This window comes from Streptomyces sp. STR69 (assembly GCF_024519455.1).
Lineage (GTDB): Bacteria > Actinomycetota > Actinomycetes > Streptomycetales > Streptomycetaceae > Streptomyces.
The window spans coordinates 288,807-310,296 of the sequence record NZ_JALJRY010000009.1 but is presented as its reverse complement, the minus strand read 5'-3'; the positions used below and the strand labels follow the sequence as shown (position 1 = coordinate 310,296).

Annotated in this window: 16 protein-coding genes; 9 read left to right on the top strand and 7 right to left on the bottom strand. The window is 69.7% G+C overall.

Going from position 1 to position 21,490, the window contains the following annotated elements:
* Positions 1-28: 28 nt before the first annotated feature.
* Together OC490_RS19495 and OC490_RS19490 are read right to left on the bottom strand one after the other, a co-directional pair.
* The gene (locus OC490_RS19495) at positions 29-1,846 is read right to left on the bottom strand and encodes a hypothetical protein (RefSeq protein ID WP_262059224.1); all 1,818 of its coding nucleotides are present in this window, start codon (positions 1,844-1,846) and stop codon (positions 29-31) included.
* Between the two features lie 2 nt (positions 1,847-1,848).
* The gene (locus OC490_RS19490) at positions 1,849-2,295 is read right to left on the bottom strand and encodes a hypothetical protein (RefSeq protein ID WP_262059223.1); all 447 of its coding nucleotides are present in this window, start codon (positions 2,293-2,295) and stop codon (positions 1,849-1,851) included.
* 656 nt (positions 2,296-2,951) lie between these two features.
* Between OC490_RS19490 and OC490_RS19485 the strand changes: the two genes are divergently transcribed.
* The 6 genes from OC490_RS19485 to OC490_RS19460 all read left to right on the top strand — a co-directional run bounded on the left by OC490_RS19485 (position 2,952) and on the right by OC490_RS19460 (position 7,588).
* Positions 2,952-3,404, top strand: coding sequence for a hypothetical protein (locus OC490_RS19485; RefSeq protein ID WP_262059222.1), 453 nt, complete (start codon positions 2,952-2,954; stop codon positions 3,402-3,404).
* Between the two features lie 5 nt (positions 3,405-3,409).
* Complete coding sequence (locus tag OC490_RS19480; protein ID WP_262059221.1) at positions 3,410-5,710, top strand: DUF6571 family protein; 2,301 nt, start codon at positions 3,410-3,412, stop codon at positions 5,708-5,710.
* 3 nt (positions 5,711-5,713) lie between these two features.
* Positions 5,714-6,448, top strand: a complete 735-nt coding sequence (locus OC490_RS19475) for a hypothetical protein (RefSeq protein WP_262059220.1) — start codon at positions 5,714-5,716, stop codon at positions 6,446-6,448.
* A gap of 167 nt (positions 6,449-6,615) precedes the next feature.
* A complete protein-coding gene (locus tag OC490_RS19470) occupies positions 6,616-6,969 on the top strand; it encodes a hypothetical protein (protein WP_262059219.1) in 354 nt (117 codons plus the stop codon).
* Positions 6,970-7,049: 80 nt separating this feature from the next.
* Entirely contained in the window at positions 7,050-7,334 is a 285-nt protein-coding gene (locus OC490_RS19465; protein ID WP_262059218.1) for a hypothetical protein, read from the top strand.
* A complete protein-coding gene (locus OC490_RS19460; protein ID WP_262059217.1) occupies positions 7,319-7,588 on the top strand; it encodes a hypothetical protein in 270 nt (89 codons plus the stop codon). The genes OC490_RS19465 and OC490_RS19460 overlap by 16 nt, the downstream gene beginning before the upstream one ends.
* 47 nt (positions 7,589-7,635) lie before the next feature.
* Here OC490_RS19460 and OC490_RS19455 read toward each other — a convergent pair whose 3' ends face one another.
* Genes OC490_RS19455 through eccB form a run of 3 tightly spaced genes read right to left on the bottom strand, consistent with a single transcriptional unit; the run spans position 7,636 to position 11,068 of the window.
* Positions 7,636-8,244: a hypothetical protein gene (locus tag OC490_RS19455; RefSeq protein ID WP_262059216.1), complete on the bottom strand. Its 609-nt coding sequence runs from the start codon at positions 8,242-8,244 to the stop codon at positions 7,636-7,638.
* Positions 8,244-9,500, bottom strand: a complete 1,257-nt coding sequence (mycP, locus tag OC490_RS19450; protein ID WP_262059215.1) for a type VII secretion-associated serine protease mycosin — start codon at positions 9,498-9,500, stop codon at positions 8,244-8,246. The genes OC490_RS19455 and mycP overlap by 1 nt, the downstream gene beginning before the upstream one ends.
* A 35-nt stretch (positions 9,501-9,535) precedes the next feature.
* Positions 9,536-11,068, bottom strand: a complete 1,533-nt coding sequence (gene eccB / locus OC490_RS19445; RefSeq protein WP_262059214.1) for a type VII secretion protein EccB — start codon at positions 11,066-11,068, stop codon at positions 9,536-9,538.
* A 205-nt stretch (positions 11,069-11,273) separates the two neighbouring features.
* Between eccB and eccE the strand changes: the two genes are divergently transcribed.
* From eccE to OC490_RS19430, 3 genes are all read left to right on the top strand, one after another.
* Entirely contained in the window at positions 11,274-12,587 is a 1,314-nt protein-coding gene (eccE, locus tag OC490_RS19440; RefSeq protein ID WP_262059213.1) for a type VII secretion protein EccE, read from the top strand.
* Entirely contained in the window at positions 12,587-13,333 is a 747-nt protein-coding gene (locus OC490_RS19435) for a hypothetical protein (RefSeq protein ID WP_262059212.1), read from the top strand. The genes eccE and OC490_RS19435 overlap by 1 nt, the downstream gene beginning before the upstream one ends.
* A gap of 321 nt (positions 13,334-13,654) precedes the next feature.
* Positions 13,655-16,624, top strand: coding sequence for an SCO5717 family growth-regulating ATPase (locus tag OC490_RS19430; protein WP_262059211.1), 2,970 nt, complete (start codon positions 13,655-13,657; stop codon positions 16,622-16,624).
* Positions 16,625-16,700: 76 nt separating this feature from the next.
* Here the strand turns inward: OC490_RS19430 and OC490_RS19425 are convergent, their stop codons facing one another.
* Positions 16,701-17,669, bottom strand: coding sequence for a bifunctional riboflavin kinase/FAD synthetase (locus OC490_RS19425; RefSeq protein WP_262059210.1), 969 nt, complete (start codon positions 17,667-17,669; stop codon positions 16,701-16,703).
* Between the two features lie 139 nt (positions 17,670-17,808).
* The gene (locus OC490_RS19420; RefSeq protein WP_262059209.1) at positions 17,809-21,288 is read right to left on the bottom strand and encodes a trypsin-like peptidase domain-containing protein; all 3,480 of its coding nucleotides are present in this window, start codon (positions 21,286-21,288) and stop codon (positions 17,809-17,811) included.
* Positions 21,289-21,490 lie beyond the last annotated feature (202 nt).

The window sequence follows — 21,490 nt, the reverse complement described above, 5'->3', positions numbered from 1 at the left end:
TCATGGCGTTGACTGTCCTCGCTCGCGCTCAGTTGACGGCCGGCGGCACATCACGCCGCGGCGGGGTGGGGAGGTGGGTTTCTTCTTCGTTCTCAACGAGGTGGTCAGCGGGCCGAGTTCCGTCCGTGCGGTCCCTGTCGCCGCGCTTCCCTTGGTGGTTAGCAGGTCCGCGTACGAGGCCGGAGCCGCCGCGCGTCATGCCGTTGCGTTCGGCCTGGGCAAGGGATTTACGTTGGGCGGGCGTGGCCGTGACACTCTCCGGAGTGCCCGTACCACCACGCGCCCCCGGTGAGCTCGGACCCGGCCTTGCCGCGGCCTCGGGCGCTCCGAAGACCCCGCGCTGCCCGGGCCGACCGCCCGTGGACCGGGAACCGGCCGCCTCCTCGCCACCGATGACATTGCCACGCGGAATCCTCGCCCCGCCCTTCCCCTGGTTGCCCGTGGAGGACGTGGGCCGCCCGCCCACGACCCCGTTCGAACGTCCGGCGCCGGTGGCCGGGCCGGCGCTGCCCCGGGGGGTCGCCGTAGCGCCTGATCGCGGGACACCACCGGTGACACCTCGCCCCATCGGCGACGGCTTCGCTCCTGAAGCGGTGCCCTTGGCGAGGGACCGGCCGGTCTCCGTCGCGCGGCCCATCTGACTCGTGGGCCCGCGGCCCGCAGACCGCTCTGCGCCCGAATTGCCCAGACCAGACGTACCACTTCGCCCTTGCGCGGAGAAGGTGGTCCGGAAGCCGCCGGCGCCTCTACTCACGGGACCATTGGTGAGGGGAGTCCCGAAGCCGCTCTCGAACCCGTTGGCCTGGCCTCCCCCCGGGGCAGGGGTACCCGTGACCGGCGGATTGTGAACCGTGGTGGGCACCGTGGTGGCGGACGGAAGTGTGCCAACACTGTCGATGTTCGTGTGTGTCGGCACACCAGGAGGAGTCACATGATCGGTGGTGTGCTGCGCGGGCGGCGTGACGTCACTTGGGACATCATGTTTGCCGGTACTGCCCGTGGATGACGCGACCGTAGCGTGGTGATCCGCAACACGCGACGCACCGGTCACTTCCGTATTCGGGGATGTGATCCGCTGATAATCCCCCCGCTCGTTCTTCTGAGCCCGCGGCACACCCACATCCGGCATGGCCGTGAACTGAGGCGCCGTACTGTTCAGCGCCGCCAGCTCGTCCTTGGACACCACGTAGTACGACGACAGCCGGTTCATCTGGTTGATCGCCTCTTGGCGATCCTTCTCCACGCGTACGGCCGCCGTGTACTCGTCCTTGTTCGCGACCTTCTCGGCCGCCGTGAACTTCGTGGGGTGTTTCCGCTCCACCTGTGTATCGCGAGGGGGCATGGCACTGCGCACGGACGCCAGCCCCATCGCGGCAGCGGTGATCTGATCCCCCGCGCCCCCGGCGAAACTGCTCAGGCTGTGCGTCTGGGTGACGAGCTCACTCCCCCACTTACGAAACGCCTCGCCCGACTTCCCGGCCCACTGGACCCTGTCGATGTGACCGCTGAGCTCGTCGGCCGCCGTCTTGATCGCGTCACGCGCGTCCCACAAAGCCTTGCCGGAGGACTCCAGGTCCTCCGGGTTCGTCCGCTCCACGAGGTCGATCATCTCGTTGAGCGGGCGGCTCTCGAAGTTCGTACGACGGTCGCCGGACGGTCCGTGCACGGAGTCATGGATGGCCTCACCCTCCGACGTGCTCTCGACCACCGCGCGCAGAGGGTTGTAGAAGATGCCGGCCAGGAGGCCGCTCTCTCTCGGTCGCTCCTCGACACCCCGAGCCAGGTCGGTGAACTGATTCTGGCTGGAGACCCGGTTCAGGTCTGCCTTGTGCTGGTCGTCAGTCATCGTCACCCGCTCATGCCGGAGTTGGCGGTGTTGGTGCGCTCGGGACCCGAGGCACCGTTGATCCTCGTGATCTCCGTCTGGATCTCCCAGAACCGCCGACGCTGATCTTCTTCCACCCCGTCGAAAGTGCCCCTGGCACCCTGCACGGCGATACCAATCGCCTCGATCTGCAAGTGCAGTGTCTTGGACAGGGCGGTGAGCTTGTCGTGGACCGCGTGGTACTCGTCGTAAAGGCCGTCCGCCTCGTGGAAAGCGCCTCGCCCACCCCTGTGGAGCGACCCCGCGCTGACCGTCTGCGCACCCACCCGTTTCGGATTCCCTGCCGAACTCTCAAGATCACGCAGGACCTTGTCCACGCGGCTCACGAAGTCGGTCAGCGCTTCGCTACTCGCCTCCAGGTCCTTCGCCCTGGTAGCCGACACGTCCCCCACCATGTCTGCCGGAAGCACGACGCTCCTCCCCGTTTCCCCGTACGCCCATCGGTCACAGCCGGACCGAGGACGATCAACCGCTCACCCTACGATCGCAAAGCGAGCCACTCCTGACAACGCGTTTACCACTCTAGTCAACCTGTACATCGAGGCCAACCGGCCTGTGTGTTAACTCAGTTACGGGACCGGATCAGACGCCGCGGGCTGCCGGTTTTGTCACCTTACTGCTCATGGATCAAGCATCTGCGACACCGTCACTCCGCCGACGGCCCAAGCCCGCACGACCATGCCGGATACCGTCGGCCGGGCCCTCGTTGCGATCTTCATGGAATTCCCACACGCGACCGGTCACGCCGCATCGGGACAACTCCAGCGCGCCACTTCGGGCGCATTGGTGTCGACCAGGGGCGCTCGGCAGCGCCACACGCCGGCACCACCGAGTTTTCGGCCACCTCGACCTCCCGGCGGGCGAGCACGGCTGAAACCGCCCCACCCGCCGACCGGCCGCAGGCTCACATCGTGTTCGAAGATTCACGATCGACAATCCACGCACTTCGGACGTGACCCGAATTTTCCTCGGCACGGGTTGCTAATTTGACCGGGCGTGCCACGGCGAGACAGCGTCGTCCGCGCGACGGACGCACCGAAGGCTGGGAAGACGGGGGAGGCGGCCCATGGGCTGGGACGAATGGGAGCAGCTCAAAGGCGACGCCCTTGCGCGCCAACAGAGCTCCACGCACATGCAACTCAACTCGATCCCCGCCGATCCCGGCGGCGGCAATCCGCAGGGTGACCTGCGGGTCAGCCAGAGCGACCTCGCCGCGGTCGGCGACGCGGCATACGAGTTGCACCAAGCCTTCCAGCACGACAGCGACCTCGCTCGTATGAGTTCCATCAAGGCCGGCGACGGCCTCAAGAGCGAGGGATACGAGATCGGTTCGGCGCTGGATCACGTCGCCGAGCACTGGGTGGACCAGGTCCAGTCACTCCTCGACGCGACGGCCCACATCTCCAACCACCTCGACTACACCAAGGGCGCTCACGCGGGCGACGAGGCGTACATCGCGGGCACGCTCAGCAGCATCGCCACGCTCGACCAGGGCTTCGACGAGCGAAAGGGCAGCTGAACCCGATGGATCTCGACGCGCTCCGCTACGGCAACTTCCACCAGCTCGACGAGGCGATCACCGACTGGCAGAACATGACGAAGAAGCTCAAGACGCTCGCCACCGACGCCGACAGGAACCTCAAGGGCAAGGCCGACAAGGCGGATTGGGCCGGCGTCAACGCCACTGTCACCCGTGAGTTCATCGACAAGACGGCAGGGGAGTTCGCGGACGCCCACACCCAGGCGGACACCGTCGCCAACATCCTCAGTGACACCCGGGGCGAACTCGTCGGCTACCGCGACCAGTTGAACGAAGCCGTCGCGGGCGGTCAGAAGAAGAGCCTGACGGTACTGGACACCGGCCAAGGCACTTTCGTCGTCACCCGGACCACCCGCCCCGACTGGGCTTCCGATCCCAGCGGCCGGTCCGACGCCGTCGACCAGCACGAAGTCGACGCCCTGCGCGACGAGATCCAACGCATCCTCACCAAGGCCGCCGAGAGCGACTCCACCGCGGCCAAGGCGCTGCGCCTCATCGTCGATCAAGCCAAGTACGGCTTCTCCGACGCCAGTTACGAGAACCGGGACGCCGCGGCCAAGGCCATCGCCGACGCCGACGCGATGGCCAAGATCCTCGCCAAGAACCCCCACGACGTGACGAACACGGAACTCGCGAGCCTCAACGCCACCCTGGTCAAGTACAAGAACGACCCTCTCTTCGCCGAGGAGTTCGCCGAGCAGGTGGGCCCCAAGAAGCTCCTCACCTTCTATGCCGGCGTCGCCGACCCCTACCAGGGCGGGTACGACCCCGCACGCGGCGAGCAGGCCAAGCAGCTCCAGAAGAACCTGGGCATCACCATCGGCCGCGCCACCCTCTCCGACAGCGACAAGATGCAGAGCTGGGAGAGCCAGATGACCAAGCTCGGCCCGGACCAGCTCGGCATCGACGACGCGAGCAATCCGACCGGCTATGCCGTCATGAGCAATCTCATGCGCTTCGGCGACTACGACGACCAGTTCCTCAACGACTACGGCGACAAGCTCCTCGCCTATGACAAACAGGTCAACGGCGAAGGCATCAGCCTCTGGGTCAACAACGCCAACCAGGGAGACCTCAACTACTGGGGCTACAAGAACGACCGCGGACGCGATCCGGTGACCGGTTTCCTGGAGGCTCTGGGACACAATCCGGGAGCGTCGGAGCAGTTCTTCGCCCGGCCTGATGTCACGGACGACGCCATCAACAGGGACGTGGTCAACGAAGGTTCGGAAGTCAACGAGCACCTCAAGTACCTCACCCAAGAACGGGTCTGGGCTTCCGATGTAACGCTGGAAGGCAAAGACGGATACGTTGCCGGACGCGACTCCCTCGGCCACGCCCTGGAAGCCGCCACGACCGGGTACTCCTTCGACGCGAGCGCCGCGGACATCAAGGCCGGCGGTGATCACCGCACTCCCGCCACCGCAGCCGTAATGGAGGAGGTCGCGTACCTCTACGGCGGCGAGGGTGGTCCCAAACTGCTGCATGGCCAGCCAGAGTTGGCGGACAGCCTGGGCAAGATGGCCGGCGCCTACATCGACGACATCGACTACAACCTGTCCGGCGTCGGGGGGCACCAGTTGGACGAGGGTTCCTTCCCCGCCGCCTACCAAGGCCGCGCGAACTTCACCAACGAAGGCGCAATCAATTTCCTGAGTGTGCTCGGCCAGGACGAGAACTCGCACCGCGCCGTCACCGCAGCACAGCACCTCTACACACTCAGCGCTCTCGACAAGTATCCGCCGACCACTGACGCCAATATCGGTCACGCGCATGATGCGCTGATGGCAGGGGCTCAGGCCCGGGGCATCCTCGACAACTCCCGTGTGGAGCAGGCCTCAACGGACTATGGAGAGGCCTCTGACGAGGCCAACAAGTCTCTGGGGCGATCTTCCGACTGGATCAAACTCGGGGTCGGGACAACCGTCGGGGTCGGCATCGGCGCCATCCCGCTCCCCGGGACAACCGCTGCAGCCGTGGTCATCGCGCCCATTGCCGCCGACACCGTCGGTGAAGCGATCAACACCTTCATCGGCCAGCAGATCGACAAAGGGGTGGACGATGCCGAACAGGATCCTGCGGAACGGTCCCAGCTGACGAGCAGCGCATTTTACGGAAAGGGCATCAACGAGCTGGGAAGCGCGTACGGCTCATACATTGACGACAACCCCAAAGCAAAAGACATAACCGACAACCAGAACTGGGACCAAGACATCAACAGCGCGTACTACGGGACCGGATCAGCCGAGAACGACTACCGTGGCCGAGCTCCATACAAGGACTGACCTGTGCGACGACAGACACGCGAACCGATGCAAGACAGGACGCGCGCACGCACCGTATCGCGTTCGGTGCTGGGCGCCATTGTGGTGGCCCTCGGGATCTCCGCATGTGACGGAGGGGACAAAGGTACCGATGAGGTCGAACTGACCGCCTCCCAGGTCTGTGCTTCCGCTTTCGATACATCGGCGGCCAAAGCTCTACAACGCATAGGCGACACGACGAAGTTCGCAGAAATGCCGGGTAGCGACGACTCTGGGAAGCCCAACAAGTTCTCCCTGAAATACTCCGCGAGCACCGTCCACAAAGACCAAACACAGCGCAATCAATGCGTCGTCTTCAAGGCTGGGGACAAGAGCGGCCACCCACTGATCGACATTGATTTCTCGGCTTCCAAGTATGCCTCGAAAACGAATACTTCAGGCTCGAGTGGGGAATCCGAGAATACCTTCTACTCCATCGGCGTCTATGCCCAGACCGGCGGCACCAGCAGCGCGCTGCTCTACTTCAAATGTCCTACCCAAGATCCCGCGAAGGCAAGCGACGCCACTCCTTACATCAGGGCAAGTCTCACCAGCACGCCGGGCCAGATCTCCGCAAAAGCAACCGGCCGAGACTTGATGACCGTACTCAACTCCCTCTCTGGAGCCATGGCGAAGCAACTCGACTGCGCTTCGCAGGCGGCACTTCCATCCAAGGTTCCGGCATCGACACACAGCGAAGAAACGGGAACTCACCGGTGAGACCGCGGGCATTGTCTACGCGGTCGCGCACCGACCACACATGACAGACAGCCTGCGTGGTCCGAGTCCGGTTCGCCGGCCAATGTGCCCAGCGGTACGCCAGGTTGGCCATGGAGTGTCAGGGGGCAACTCCCGACCCCACTCGGCGTCCGCAATAATCTGGAGGCATGGAGACGGCGGTAGGGATTCTGCTGAAGGTGTTCCTCTTCGCTTTCGTGGTGGGGATGTTCACCCTCGTCATCCGGGCGTTCGTGCGCAGTGGCAAGGAGGACAAGCGGATCAGGCAGGGGTGGGCGGACCTCTCGCGGGTCGCCGCGGAGCGCGGGTGGACGTACGAACAACGTGCGCGAGGGCGGGCCACCGAGTACTGCGGTGTGGGGCCCATGCCCGGCAGCGGCTCCAATCTGAGCTCCTGGCACTACGTCACCGGAGAGTTCCGCGGCCGTTCGTTCATGTGCTTCGAGTACCGCTACTCCAATCCCCTGTCGGGCAGCAGCGGCGTCGGGAGTCCAAGAAGCTGACGATCGAGTCGATTTTCCTGGTCTCGGCGCCCAGTTCCGGACCGTTCCTGTAGATCGGTCGGCCGAGCAAACTGGATGGGGTGCTCGGCCGTCGACCCAGAATGCTGCTGGGTGCACCGGAATTCGACGAGAATTTCCGGATCGTCACCGACAGCGAGGATTTCCCTCATGGCATCCTGAGCGATCCCCTGCAGGCCTTCCTGCTCTCGGACCCGCGCGCCCAGAAGTCCCCACTTCGGCTACGCGATGACGAACTGTTCACGTGGTACACAGGCACGCTGTCCCCGCAGGACGTCGAAGAGCGACTGGACTACCTGTGCGATGTGCTCGACCGGATTCCCGCACAGGTATGGGCAACCACCTGACCAATCCGATGCTAGGCGGGAGTCTCGTCCGCCGGCTCCACCGTCCTGAGGAATTCCTTGCAGTCGCCGCGCTGGAACCCGTACTGCCGCCCGGGCAGAAGATCAGCGTGGAGAAACGAGCGGCCGATGTTTCCGCCAGGGACGTGGCCACGTCCGCGCTTGCAGTCGATCCGAACGAAGCGAGCGCTGACAACGGGCAGTTGGTCTGTTCGAAGACCGGAGCCGTCGCCAAGTCCGGCGCATGCCCGGGCTGAAGCCCTCGCCTCGGAATGTGACATGAAATGAGGACCGGCAGGGGACATCAGCACGCCCCCTCCCGCGAAGTCACCTTCAACCGGTAACCCGAGAAGACCAACGTCCCGTCGCCGCCCGCGGCGCCGGGCGGAATGTAGTCGTCCTTCTTCGAGCGAGTGCGGAGCACGTGAGCGCAGAAGGTCTTGTCCGTGCCGGTCGCCGTGATCGTGAGGTGGGCTTCGGCGGGTGTGTCAGTGTCGGAGGGGTCTGCGGTCACTCCCGTTTTCGGGGCGTCGCTGCCGCCGTTCTCGGTGGCCTTGTCCTCGATCAGGGACGCGAAGTCGTCGAAGTAGAGAGGGGTGTCCGACTGGTCGACCTGGTACGGAAAACCGTTCAGGTCGTCCGTCGCTCCCCGCACCGCGCTGGTCAACTCGCCCCCGCTCCACGACAGGTCGTCGGAGACACCGAAGCCCTGTATCGCCGTGTAGACGCCGAAGCCCGCCATGGTGAGGAGGACGACACGGGCCAGGACGAAGCTGCCGTCGGGGACTTCGGGGGCCGAGGGGTTGATGCCCGCCCGCCAGGCGCGAATCCGGTCGGCCTTCACGCAGGCCATGGCCACGAGGACGGCCGCGAGGACGAGGACGGCGACGTTCATCTTGTTGAGCGTGTCCATCAACCCCCCGCCCCGCCACCACCAGCAACCCGCCCCCGCCGCCTCCGAGCATCCCGCACCGCCACCGCAGTCCCCCCAAGCCCCGCCACCGCCAGCAGGCCCCCCACGACCACGTACGTCCCGAGCCGCGTGTTCCGTTCGTCCGCCGTCTCGCCGAAGCGCAGCGGGGTCACCGACGGAGCCTCGGCCTTGGAGACTCCGCCCTCGGGGGCCGGGGATTCGACGGGGTGTTCGGGGTCCACGTCCGTGAGGGCCTTGACCGGGTCGACGACGCCCCAGCCGACCAGGCGGTCTCGGCCGGAGATCGAGCGTTCCGCGGTCTGTTCGATCTGGGCGACGATCTGCCGTGCCGTCCAGTGCGGGTACTTGGCCTTCAACAGGGCTGCCACGCCCGCGACATAGGGCGCCGAGAAACTCGTACCGTTGTCGGAGCAGTGGCCGCCGCCCGGCACCGTGGAGATCATGTCGACGCCGGGCGCGGCCACGCCGACGAACTCGCCGGACTGGGAGAAGGAGGCGCGTTCGTTGTTGCGGTCGGAGGCCGCGACGGCGAGGACGCCGTCGTAGGAGGCCGGGTAGGTGACCTTGACGTTGCCGCCGAGGCCGTCGTTGCCGGCCGAGGCGACGACCACGACGCCCTTGCCGAGGGCGTCGTCCACGGCCTGGCGGAGCCGGTCGTCGGGGGCCACGGCGTTCGCCGTGTCCTGGGAGATGTTGATGACGCCGGCGCCCTTGGCCACCGCGTCGCGGATCGCCGTCGCGAGGGTGGCGGCCGTGCCGTCGCCCTCCGCGTCGTTCTGCTTGATCGGGATGATCGTCGCGTCGGGGGCCAGGCCCACGAAGCCGGTGCCCTTGGCGGGGCGGGCCGCGATGATGCCGGCCACCCGGGTGCCGTGGCCGACCGTGTCGGTGGTGCCCTGGCTGTTGCCGCGGTCGATCGCCTCGCCCTTGGAGTTCTTGGGGGGCAGCAGGTTCTCGCCCTTGGACGCGTCGACGGCCGACTTCAGCTGCTTGTTCTTGACGTCGACGCCCGTGTCGATCACGGCCACCTTGACGCCCTTGCCGGTGGACTCCGCCCACAACTCGTCGAGATTGACGCGCTGCAGGGCCCACGGGCGGCCCGTGTAGTCCTTCGACGGGAATGTGCACTGGCCGTCGTCCGCCCACACCGGAGTCACCGACAACGGCGACATCGACAGGGGTACGGCCACCATCGAGGCCGCCACCGTTGCCTTCAACATCCGCGCGATCAGCATGAGTTGAACCCTTCCGAACCCTTCCCCCGTCGTGCCTACGAACCCTGCGGCTGCCGTGCCGCCGCCTCCGACAGGCGGGGGCCCATCGGCAGGAACGTCGACCACTCGGCGGGGACGGGGGTGGGGGTGACCTTCTCGTAGCCGAGGCGGGTCTGCGCGATCTCGGCCTCGCTCAGTTCCTGCTTGCGCTGCGCGGCGGTGGTGCCGATGCCGCTGTCGTCGGTGGCGCTGTCGCTGTTGGACTGCAGGGCGTAGCGCAGGCCCGTGTCGGTGACCAGGAAGACCGGGCCCGCCTTCGCCTCGGTGCCCTTGACCTGGCGGAAGAGCTGGCCGGAACCGGCGGTGACGTACGCGCTGGAGGAGCCGGTGGGCAGCTGCGCCGGATAGTCGGTGCCGACCCAGGTGGAGAGCGTCGTCCTGTTGTCGGCGCCGACCGAACGCAGCACGTTGCAGACGGTGTTGGGACCGCTGGTGGCGCTGGTGCCGTCGTTGACCGTCTTCGGTTTGTAAGTCGGCCAGTTCTTGTCCGCGTCGAAGGCGGTGCTGTCGGCGACCGCGCCGGGGCTGACCTGCCGGGCCTCGCCCGCCTGCCCCACGTCGACCAGGTCTCCGCTGTTGAGCAGGAGCGTGGCGGTGAACTCGGAGATCCGGGCCACCTTGCCGGGCAGCACCACGTAGTACTGCATGACCTGGCCGGCGTAGGCCTTGATGACCTCGCCGACCTTGTCGTAGTCCCCCAGGAGGGAGGAGGCGTTTGCCTTCGTGCCCGGGGTGCCGCCGGTGATCTTCGGGATGGAGATCTCGTCACCCTTGTGGAGGGTGTCGAGCCATTCCTGGGAGACGCGTTGCGGGGCGCGGCTGCGGGTGTCGAGGGCCTTGAGGAGTTCGGTGTCCGAGGGGTCGGCGATCTCGTAGGCGGTGCCGTGCGCGTCGACCACGTACTGCGTCCTGCCGTCCGGAGCCACGACGTACATCAGGTCGCCGCCGGAGAGCTTGCCGGTGCCCTCCGTCTTCGGCCACTCCTTCTTCGCGAGGACGAACGTCGCCTTCTGGATGGCGCGTCCGCCGGCGCTGGGGCGCTCGCACACGGCCCAGCGCTTGGCCGCCTCGGCCTCGCCGGAGGAGGGAAGGCGGTCGGGGGCGTAGGGGATGCCGATGGTGGCGCCGTGCGGGAGCCTGCCGTTGTCGAGGACGTTCTCGTCGACGGTGATGACGCTGGACTTGTTCGGATCCAGGAGGAGTTTCGCGGAGGCCATGTTGAGGACCGGGTGCAGCTGCTTCTGCTTGTTCTTGCCGGTGGTCAGCACCACGTACCGGGTGGTCGACTTGCTCGCGACGATGACGTGCGACTCGACGTCGGCCCAGCCCTGCGGCGCCGTCGGCTTGAACATGCCGATACCGCCGAACACCGCGAGGATCACCACTCCGACGACGACGCCGGGCACCAGTGCGCCCAGTGGTTTCGGCGCGCCTTCTTCCGAGCCCGTCGGGGACGGCTGCAGGAAGGACGCGAGCGTGCGGCGCTTCGCGAAGGTGTAGGCGTTGAGTTCGTCGCGCCGTGATGCCATCTGTGTCCGCTCTCTCCCCGTGCGGAGCCGTGGAGGACCTGTGGAGATACGGCCCCTGCCCCCGATTGCCTCTGATACCTCTGGTGTCAGACCCGCCCCCTACTATGCCTGTTGCGTGGGTGTGCTTGTGTCACGGGTAGGGTGCTCGGGCCCTGACGGGACCAGAGCGCAGGGAATTTCGGGAGAGTTCGGGGGTTTTGAAGTGATGGCTTCCGCAGCGCGGAACCGGTCGCGATCGCAATCAGGATCCGGCTCGGATCACGTGAGCGTTTCGGGTCCGTACCGCGGTTCCTTCACGCCTCATCTGAAGTCGCGTTCGGGGCGCGGGGGTTCGTTCACGACCCAGCGGCTGGTGCTGCTGGAGCTCGCCGCCGCGCTCGTGGTGGTCGGCTGGCTCGTCGGTCCGATGGCGCTCGTGCCCGCGCTCGCCCTCGCCGCGCTGCTCGTCGTCCTCGCTGTCGTACGACGCCGGGGTCGCTCCCTGCCGGAGTGGCTCGGCACACTGCTCGCGCTCCGAGCCCGGACCCGGCGAGCCGCGAACACCCCGGTGCCGTCGGGGACGGACGCCGGTCTCGCGCCCGCCGTGGAGTGCGACCCGAGCCTGCGGACGTACAGCTACCACCGCGGTGACGACCGCGACCAGCGGCCGGTCGGGATGATCGGCGACGGCGACTTCCTCACCGCGGTGCTCCAAGTGGAGTCGGACGCGGGCGCGTTGCGTGCCGAGCGCGGACGCAGACCGCTGCCCGTGGGGCTGGTCCGGGACACCCTCGAAGTCGACGGCATCCGCCTCGAATCGGCGCAGATCGTGGTGCACACCCAGCCCGCGCCCGCGCTGCATCTGCCGCAGCAGTCGGTCGTGGTGAGCAACTACGCGCCGCTGCAGGCCCAGACGGGCTCCCCCGCCGTCCGGATCACCTGGATCGCGTTGAAGCTCGACCCCGAGCTGTGCCCCGAGGCGGTGGCCGCGCGCGGGGGCGGACTGGTCGGGGCGCAGAAGTGCCTGGTGCGGTCGGCCGAGCATCTGTCGAGCCGGCTGTCCGGTGCCGGTCTGCGCGCCAACGTCCTCACCGAGGAGGAGCTGACGGCAGCGATCGCCACCTCCGCGTGCGCCAACCCGATGGTGACCGCGCAGGCCGGGCGGAGCGAGGCACCGCAGCGGCGGACCGAGGAGTCCAGCCGCAGTTGGCGCTGCGACAACCGCCGGCACACCACGTACTGGGTGCGCCGCTGGCCCCAACTGGGCGAGTCCGGCACGTCGTTGGCACAGCTCGTGGCCCGACTGACGGCGGTGCCCGCGCTGGCGACGACCTTCAGCCTGACCCTGGCCCGCGGCGAGCGGCAGGACGTGGCACTCACCGGACACCTGCGGATCACCGGCCGCAGCAACCAGGAACTGACCGACGCCCGGCGCGAGTTGGAGCAGGCGGCCCGGCAGGCACGCACCGGCCTGGCCCGCCTCGACCGCGAACAACTCCCCGGCGTCCTCGCCACGTTGCCCCTCGGAGGTGCCCGCTGATGACCATGACGACCACAGAGCCCGGGACCACCGGTATCGCCTCGCGGCTGCGCACCGGGTTCGGACTGCTCGGCCCCCGCCATCCGCGTCACGCACTGCCCGTCGACCAGGTGGAGGCGCTGTCGCTGCCCATCGGGGACGACGGCGTGGTGGTGGGCATCGACCCCGAGGGCCGGCCGGCCGTACTCGGGGTCAACCGCCCGACGCCGTACGACATCCTGCTCATCAGCGGCCTGTGGACGGCCCAGGTGCTGGCGCTGCGCGCCGCGGCCACGGGCGCGCGCGTCGCCGTCGAGACGGGACGGCCGCAGGCCTGGATGCAGATGGTGCACGCGATGGGCGGCGGACAGAACGGCCTCGCGGTGTACGACGTCGGCCGCGTCCCCCCGCAGGGCGCCTCCGCCGGTACGCCCGTGCTGGTGGTGCGGGACTGCGGTATGCGTCCGCCGCGCGGGCGGGTGACCTCGGCGCCCTGGCAGTCCGTGCTGACCCTGCTGCCGTATCTCAGCCCGGTCGCGCCCCGGTTGATGCGGCAGGCGCGGCTGGTGGGCGTGCAGCGGGTGTCGCCGGACGAGGCGGCCGAGATCGGGCGCGTGATCGGTCTGCCGCGCGCCGACCTGGAGTCACTGCCGACGCTGCCCGAAGGCGTCACGCTGTGGTGCACGGAGCGGGACCGGCAGTATGTGATGACCCAGCCGACGGACGCCGAGGTGGGGCTGCTGGGCGCGGCCCGCCGTATGGACTGACGGCGGACGGACGGACCGCCGGTGAAGTGGATCCGGTGGATTGAAGTGCCCGAGCTGTCGGGTTTGGTCGAATTCCAGGGGGATTTGGTCTGCTATCGCCGGTCTCGGTCGTGTGGGTGTGCACGAAGGGGTGGGCGGGCCTGCCGAGTCCACGGTTTTGGTGATTAGGCTGGGACAGGGCACGTCACGAGTATCCGCGAGCGGGTGGTGCGTCGCCCAGGGCAGGGGCTCAGGGGGACGACCCGGCGCATCGGACGTTCGGATGTCAAGAACGGTCTCCCCAGCACGGCATGAGGGTGCTCGACCACACCAGGAGGAATTGTGAGCAGCGATCGGGACGGGATCCGCGGGGGCTGGGCCACGCCCGGCGATGACCAGCCCGATGACGAGTCCGCCATCGAGATGACGGGCGAGTTCACGATCGACTACGCCCCGCCGGCCTGGTACACGCAGAACTCGTCGGGCACGCCCGCGCAGTCCTCGCCGACACCCACGCCGTCCTCGCCACCTTCGACGCCCACGGCTCCGACTCCGGCGAACGGTACGGCGACGCCGCCCCCGCCGTCGCCGGTCGGCCTCCCGTTCTCGACACCGGCGCTGCCGAGCAACTCCGGTTTCCCGTCCGCCTGGACAGCCGCGGCCCTGGTCTCCGACGAGGACGACGAGGACGCGGACCACGGCGACCTCGTGAGCGGCGCGACCATGCGGATCTCGGCCGCCTCGCTGAAGCGTGAGGTCACGGAGCGGGGTGGGGTGACCGACCCCACGCCGGGACCTACGCCGGGACCGACCGGCGCGGAGGCCCCGGTACCTGCGGCTCCTGCTCCTGCTCCGGCCGAGGGCTCTGTGGGCAATGCCCGCGACGCGGAATCAGGCGCCGGGGACGAGGAGTTCGAGGCTTCCGAGGGTGAGGTGCCCGGCGGGGTGCTTCCGGCCGACGGCGAACCGGCGAACGGTGACACCGAGGGCCCCGACGCCGCCGAAGTGAGCACTCAGGAGGCGGACGACGCGGTCGCCGACCCGGAGAGCGCGAACTTGGCCGACGCCGAGGACGAAAGCGCCGACGACACCTCCACATCCGCCACCGCCACCGCCGCCGAGCCGAGCGACACCGACGCCCCGGCCTCCACTCCCGAGGCCGACTCCCCGCAGCCCGCTGCCGCCCCGGCCGCCGATCCGGCCAAGGGTGCCACCAGCGACGTACCGGATCTTCCGCCCGCCTGGTCTCGCCCACCGGCCCCGCAGAGCGAGGTCCCGCCCCTGCCGCCGTCCTACCAGCCCGCCGCTCCGGCCCCGGCCGACCAGTGGCCGGCACAGCCCCAGGCTCACGCTCAGCAGCCCCCGGCCGTGGATCCCGCGACGCCCGAGCCGGCCGTACCGCAACAGGCTTTCGCGGCGCCGCCTCAGCCGCCGGCGCCGCCCCAGCAGCAGCCCGCGTTCCAGCAGCCGCAGGCACCCCAGACGCCCCAGCCCGCACCGGCCGCGTGGAACGCCCCCGCTCCGCAGGGACCGCCGCAGAGCGGCTACGGATTCCCCCAGCCCCCGGCACCGCAGAACCAGCCGGGCACCCCGCCGAACCAACAGGGCAGCTACGGCTTCCCGCCGCCCGCACCGCAGGACCGGCAAGGCGCCCCGCACGCCGGGCCCGGGCCCGTCCCGCCGGACCAGCAGGGCGGCTACGGCTTCCCGCCGCCTCCCGGTGAGCAGGGTGGCTACGGCTTCCCCCAAGCCCCCGCGCAGGAGGCACCCCGCACCGGCTTCGCCCCGGAGTCCTGGTCCGACCCGGCGCAGCCCCCGCACGCGCCCCACAACCCACAACACAATCCACAGTCGGCCGGCGATCCGCGCCACCCCGGTCTGCCCCCGCAGGCACCCCAACAGCAGCAGCCGCAGGCGCAACCGCTGCCGCCGCAGTCCCACCCCCAGGCTCCCTCCGCGCCCCCGATCGACCCCCGCACCGGTGCCGCCTGGCCGCAGCCCATGCAGCACGACCACCGGCAGCCGGTCAACCCCGGTGCCGCGCCGCTGGGTTACACCGCCGCCGTGGAGCTGTCGTCGGACCGGCTGCTCAGCAACAAGAAGCAGAAGGCGAAGAGCGGCCGGCCGGGTGCCGGTTCCTCGCGGTTCAAGCTGGGCGGCAAGAAGGAAGAGGCCGAGCGGCAGCGGAAGTTGGAGCTGATCCGCACGCCGGTGCTGTCCTGCTACCGGATCGCGGTCATCAGCCTCAAGGGCGGGGTCGGCAAGACCACGACCACCACCGCGCTCGGCTCCACCCTCGCCACCGAGCGCCAGGACAAGATCCTCGCGATCGACGCCAACCCGGACGCCGGCACGCTCGGCCGCCGTGTGCGCCGCGAGACCGGCGCCACCATCCGCGACCTGGTCCAGGCGATCCCGTACCTCAACTCGTACATGGACATCCGCCGGTTCACGTCCCAGGCGCCGTCCGGTCTGGAGATCATCGCCAACGACGTCGACCCGGCCGTCTCGACCACGTTCAACGACGAGGACTACCGGCGCGCGATCGACGTGCTGGGCAAGCAGTACCCGATCATCCTCACCGACTCCGGTACCGGTCTGCTCTACAGCGCCATGCGCGGTGTGCTGGACCTCGCCGACCAGCTCATCATCATCTCGACGCCGTCCGTGGACGGTGCGAGCAGTGCGAGTACGACGCTGGACTGGCTGTCGGCGCACGGGTACGCGGACCTCGTCTCGCGCTCGCTCACCGTCATCTCGGGGGTGCGCGAGACCGGCAAGACGATCAAGGTGGAGGACATCGTCAGCCACTTCGAGACGCGCTGCCGGGGAGTCGTGGTGGTGCCGTTCGACGAGCATCTCGCCGCCGGTGCGGAGGTCGACCTCGACATGATGCGGCCGAAGGTCCGGGAGTCGTACTTCCACCTCGCGTCCCTGGTCGCCGAGGACTTCGTCCGCCACCAGCAGATGCACGGCCTGTGGACGAGCGACGGCAACCCCCCGCCGGTACTGGCCCCGCCGATGCCGGGCCAGCAGGGCTACCCGGCACCACAGGGTTACCCCGCGCAGCAGGGTTATCCGGCGCAGCAGCAGCCGTACCCGGGCCAGCCGGCTCCCGGCCCGTACCCCCCGCAACAGCCCCAGCAACCGCAGCACCAGCCGCCGCAGCCGGGCCAGCAGTTGTACGGCCAGCAGCCCTACCCCCAGCACCCGGGACAGCAGGCCCAGCCCTACCCGCAGCATCCCGGATACGCCCAGCCGGAAGGCGGTCAGGCTCCGCCTCCGCCGCCGTCCGCACCCCCGCAGCAATAACCCACCCGCCGAACGCGAAGGGCGGCCGGTGCCCACAAGCACCGGCCGCCCTTCGGCGTCGTAGAACCGAGAACCGCTACCCGGCGTCCCCGTCGTCGTCCGTGTCCGCCGAGATCAGCTCCCGGCAGCGCTTCACGTCCTGCGCGATCTGCTCCAGCAGGCCCTCCAACGACTCGAACTTCGCCTGCCCGCGCACGAACGCGAGGAAGTCGACGGCGACATGGAGGCCGTAGAGGTCGAGGCCGACGCGGTCGATGGCGTACGCCTCCACCGTGCGCTCGGTGCCGTCGAACTGCGGGTTCGTGCCGACGGAGATCGCGGCCGGCATGGCCTCTCCCTCGACGTGGAGGTAACCGGCGTAGACGCCGTCCGCCGGGATCGCCGTGTGGGGCAGGGTCTCGACGTTGGCCGTCGGGAAGCCCATTTCGCGACCGCGCTGGGCGCCGCGCACCACGACACCCTCGACCCGGTGCGGGCGGCCGAGAATCTCGCGGGCGCCCTCGACGTCGCCCTCGGCGACCAGCCGCCTGGTCAGTGTGGAGGAGAAGGGCTCGCCACCGCCCGCCGCACCGCTCACGTAAAGATCCACCACCTCTACCTCGAAGTCGTATGTCCTGCCCTGCTCGATCAGAAAGGCCACATTGCCCGCGGCCTTGTGGCCGAAGCGGAAGTTGGGGCCCTCGACGACCGCTTTCGCGTGCAGCTTGTCCACCAGGACCTTGACCACGAAGTCGGCCGGGGACAGCTTGGAGAACTCTTTGGTGAACGGCAGGATCAGCGCCGCGTCGACACCCAGCTCGGCCATCAGTTCGGCACGGCGGTGGTGCGGGGCGAGCAGCGGGGGGTGGCTGCCGGGGCGCACGACCTCGCTGGGGTGCGGGTCGAAGGTGACGACGACGGAGGGAACGCCCAGCTCACGGGCGCGTTCCACGGCATGCCGGATGATCAGCTGGTGCCCGCGGTGGACCCCGTCATAAGAACCGATGGTGACGACGCTGCGCCCCCAGTCCTCGGGGATGTCCTCCAAGCCACGCCAGCGCTGCACTGTGACCGCTCCTCATCGAACCCGTGTCCGGATGTAGACCTGTGTCGTTGACCTCTTACGCAGGTCTAAGGGTGCCATGCCGGGGGCTTTCGGCCCGCATCGGCATGGTGGCTGTGACCGGGCGCACGTACGAGGGCGGCTAGGCGGGAACCCCCACCCCGGCCAGGTTCTCGATCATGCGTCGCGTGCTCGGTCCGACCACCGCGGCCCAGTCCTCCGGGGTGTCCGCCAGCCAGCGGGCCATCACGGCGGCGAAGCCCGGCACACGGCGGCCGAGGTCGACGAGTCCGCGGTCGAAACGGGTCGCGCCGGCGGGGGTCCGGACGAGCAGCCGTCCGGTCCGGTGGACGAGGTCGCGGAGTTCGTCGTCGTCGCGCCCGGCCGCCGCGTGCAGCAGCGCGTCCAGGACGGCGGGTTCGTGCTCGTGCGCGAGCAGGAACTCCAGGAGTTCGCGGCGCAGCGGGCGGGAGGCGGGGGTGCCGGGGGCGGCGAGCACGGTGGCGAGGACCGTCCGCACCGGTTCCGGGCCGCCGTCGAGGAGGCCGGTGACCAGGGGGAGGAGGACGGTCCGTGCGGTGGGGCCGTGGTCGAGGCACCGGTCGACGTAGACCCCGAGGTGGGCGGCCGTCTCCGGCCACCGTACGACGGTCTCGCGCACCAGGGCGGCGGCGCGGCGGGCGAGGGCGGGGGTCGTGACGTCGGCGAGTGTGCGGACCGCCTCGCCCGCGTCCGGTCCGTGCAGCCGGGCCCGGAAGGCTTCGAGGACGGGGTCGGAGTGGGTGGTGAGGGCGGCGGCCAGCGCGCTCGGCGGGAACTGCGGGTCGCCGGACGCGAAGTGCCTCAGCGCCTGCGGGAGATGGCGGGCGCGGGTGTGCGGATCACGGACGAGGAGGGCGAGCGCGCCGCCGTGCAGGGAGCGGTCGGCGGGGCGGGCGAGGAGGAACTGGGCGGCGTAGCGCAGGAGTTCACGGTCGGCCTCGGTCCGTACGTGCGGGGCGGCGCGCAGTCCGTACGCCACCGCCGCCACCCGCCGGCCCGGCCGCTCGTCGTGCGCCCACCGGTCCACGGCCCGGCACACGGCCGAGGGCTCCTCCTCGGCAAGTACGGCGAGGAGTTCGTCGGCCCGCCCGTGCGCACAGCCGACCAGCACCTCGGTGAGATCGTCCAGCGCCCGCCGCCGATGCGTGTGCAGCAGGGCCTGCGCGGCCGTCGCCACGGTCGCGTGCGGGGTCGCGGGCAACGGCCGCTCGTCGTCGAACCACCGCGTCAGCAGCGGCTGTACGGCGGTGGGGTCGGCGTCGAGCAACTCGGCGGCGGCGTCCAGGAATCGGGGCCCGCCGCCGTCCAGCGGAGCACCGTCGGCGAGCACCAGCCGCCGCAGCAACTCGAACCGCTCGGCCTGCGGCAGCGCCAGCGAGATCCAGAAGGCCGGTGCGAACTCCGCCGGTACGTCGTCCTGTTGCTGCCGTAGCGCCACCAACTGGTCGGCGAGCAGCCGCAGTACACCGCTGTACGGCGTCACGTCGGGCACCCGTGCCAGCACCTCGGCGAGCAGCCGCGCGGCCCACCAGGAGTGCGGGTCGGCGTCGAGAGCCTGCGCCAACTCCTCCATTCTCAGGGCGAGTTGACCGGTGCCGTGCTCGCGGGCGAGGAGCAGCAGGGCCTGTACGACCGGGCCGATGCGGTGGTGCGGAACGGGGAGGGGATGCCCGGTCCGGGTACGCGGGCGGTGCACCAGGGCACGCAGGGCCTCGTCGAGGTCGAGGTGCGTGCCCTGGATCCAGTCGGCCAACTCCTCGTGGGCGAAGCGGTATCCGGTGCCGGCCGGCACGAGGAGCCCCTCGGTGAGGACGGCGGACGCCCACCCGGTACCGCCGCCGAGCCGCGCCGGTGCGGGGCCCCAGGGGAACACCGCCTCGAACGCCTCCCGGCCCAACTCCCCCTGCCCCGGCCCGAGACTGCGCCGCGCCGCTTCGTGCACCTGCCCGGACACCTTCGCGGCGAGCCGTCGTACGGCGGTGCCGCGCAGGCCGTTCTCGGCGGCGAGCCGGACGGCGATGCGGAGGCACATGAGGTCGAGGTAGGCCGAGAACACGTCGTCGCGGTGGAGTCGGGCCGCGGGGGCTGCGGGCAGCGCGGCGAGCACCTCGGAGAGCAGCCGGAGGGTGAGGGGGTGACGGGCGTCGGGATCGGCGAGGACGTCCTCCGGAACGCCGTACGCTGCGCGGGCTCGACGGGCTTCGTCGTCCCGCAGGTCGCCGAGGCGCACGCAACTCTCCGAGTCGTCCCCGCGGTACAACAACTCCCTTGAAAACCCCGCCCCTTCCCAGTACTCCGCCCTGCACCCCACCACCAACCGCGCCCCGCTCTCCCGCAGCCACTCCTCCGTCCCCCGGGTCCACGCGTCCAGCCGGTGGGCCAGCACGGGCGGCATCTCCTCGGGCCCGTCGAGCAGCAACAACAACGGCCTCCCGGCGTCACCCGCGACCCGCGCCAGCCGCTCGGGGCCGACATCGCCGAGGCCGGCGGGCAGAGCGACGGACGCGGCCAGGATGCGGGCCGCCCGCTCCACCGTCCGCCGTACCGCGTCCGCCACGGACGCGTCGGAGTCGCGCAGATCGGCGCCGCGCAACCACAGCGTGGGCGCCGGTTCCGCACCTCCGCCGCGCCGCGCGGCGAACGCCGCGAGTTCCGTCGTACGGCCGCTGCCCGGAGGGCCGACGAGGCCGAGGACGGCGGCCGGGCCCGAAGCGAACGCGGCGAACTCCCTTGCCACCGAAGGGCGTTCGACCGGCTGCAGGGTGTATGAGCCGTCGAGGTCCCGGCCGGGGCCGACGAAGCCCGCGAGTGTGCCCGGTGGTCCGTCCGAGCCCACCGAGGTGGCCGTCAGTTCCAGCACGCCCGCCAGATTGAGGTCGGCGCCGTACGCGGGCACGGTCGCCGCGTTGCGGTCGAGGAGTTCGGCCAGCGGGCCGTCGGTAGAGCGCAGGGGTACCGCGAAGCCCGTGTCCCGCTGGCCGGACTGCAGTGCTGTGCCGAGGACGGCGACCACCGCGCCGGTCACCGTGTCGAGGACCGGTCCGCCGGCCGCTCCGCCGCCCAGCCGCAGCGCGTCCCGGCCTGCTGTGCCGATCGCCAACTCCAGGGCGTCGTCGAGGAGATGGAAGCGGTCGGTGGCCGTGTACGTGACGGAGGTCGCGCCCAGGACGCGGGCCTCGCGCCAGCGGCCCGCGGCGATCCGTACATAGGTGCCGGTCCCGACCCGGTCCCGGACGGTGACGGGGAGCGGGTCGACGCCGAGTCCTTCGGTGCGGACGAGGGCCAGGTCGAGGGCGGGCAGCGGGATCACCGCGTCGGCGGTCACCAGGCAGCTGCGGTCGCCGGCGGCGTGCAGGACGAGCCGGGGCAGTCCGTCGACGGCCTCGTGGCTGGTGATCACCGTGCCGTGGTGGTCGGCGACGAATCCGGTGCCGCGCGGGCGTCCGGCCAGATCGCGGATCCGCACCAGAGCCTCGTCACCCGGCACCGGCGCGTCGCTCGGCACCTGCGCGTCGGCCGCGGTGACGCGCTCCTCCTGCGTGTGACGGCCGCCGCCCGCCCGCGGGCCCCGTCCCACCATCGTCGAACCTCCCCGCTGTACCCCTGCCCTGTGTTCGACGGTAGGCGGGTCGTGATCAGCGGGACAGATCGCGTGGTGAACGCGCCCCCTTCCGCTCCCTCGGTTCACTCCGAGCGCCTGCCCGGACGGGTGAATAGAAGCGGGGGGTTGGATACACCCTAGGGGTGGGGGAACCGAGGGGGGACCGTGGAGCGGCGGGAAC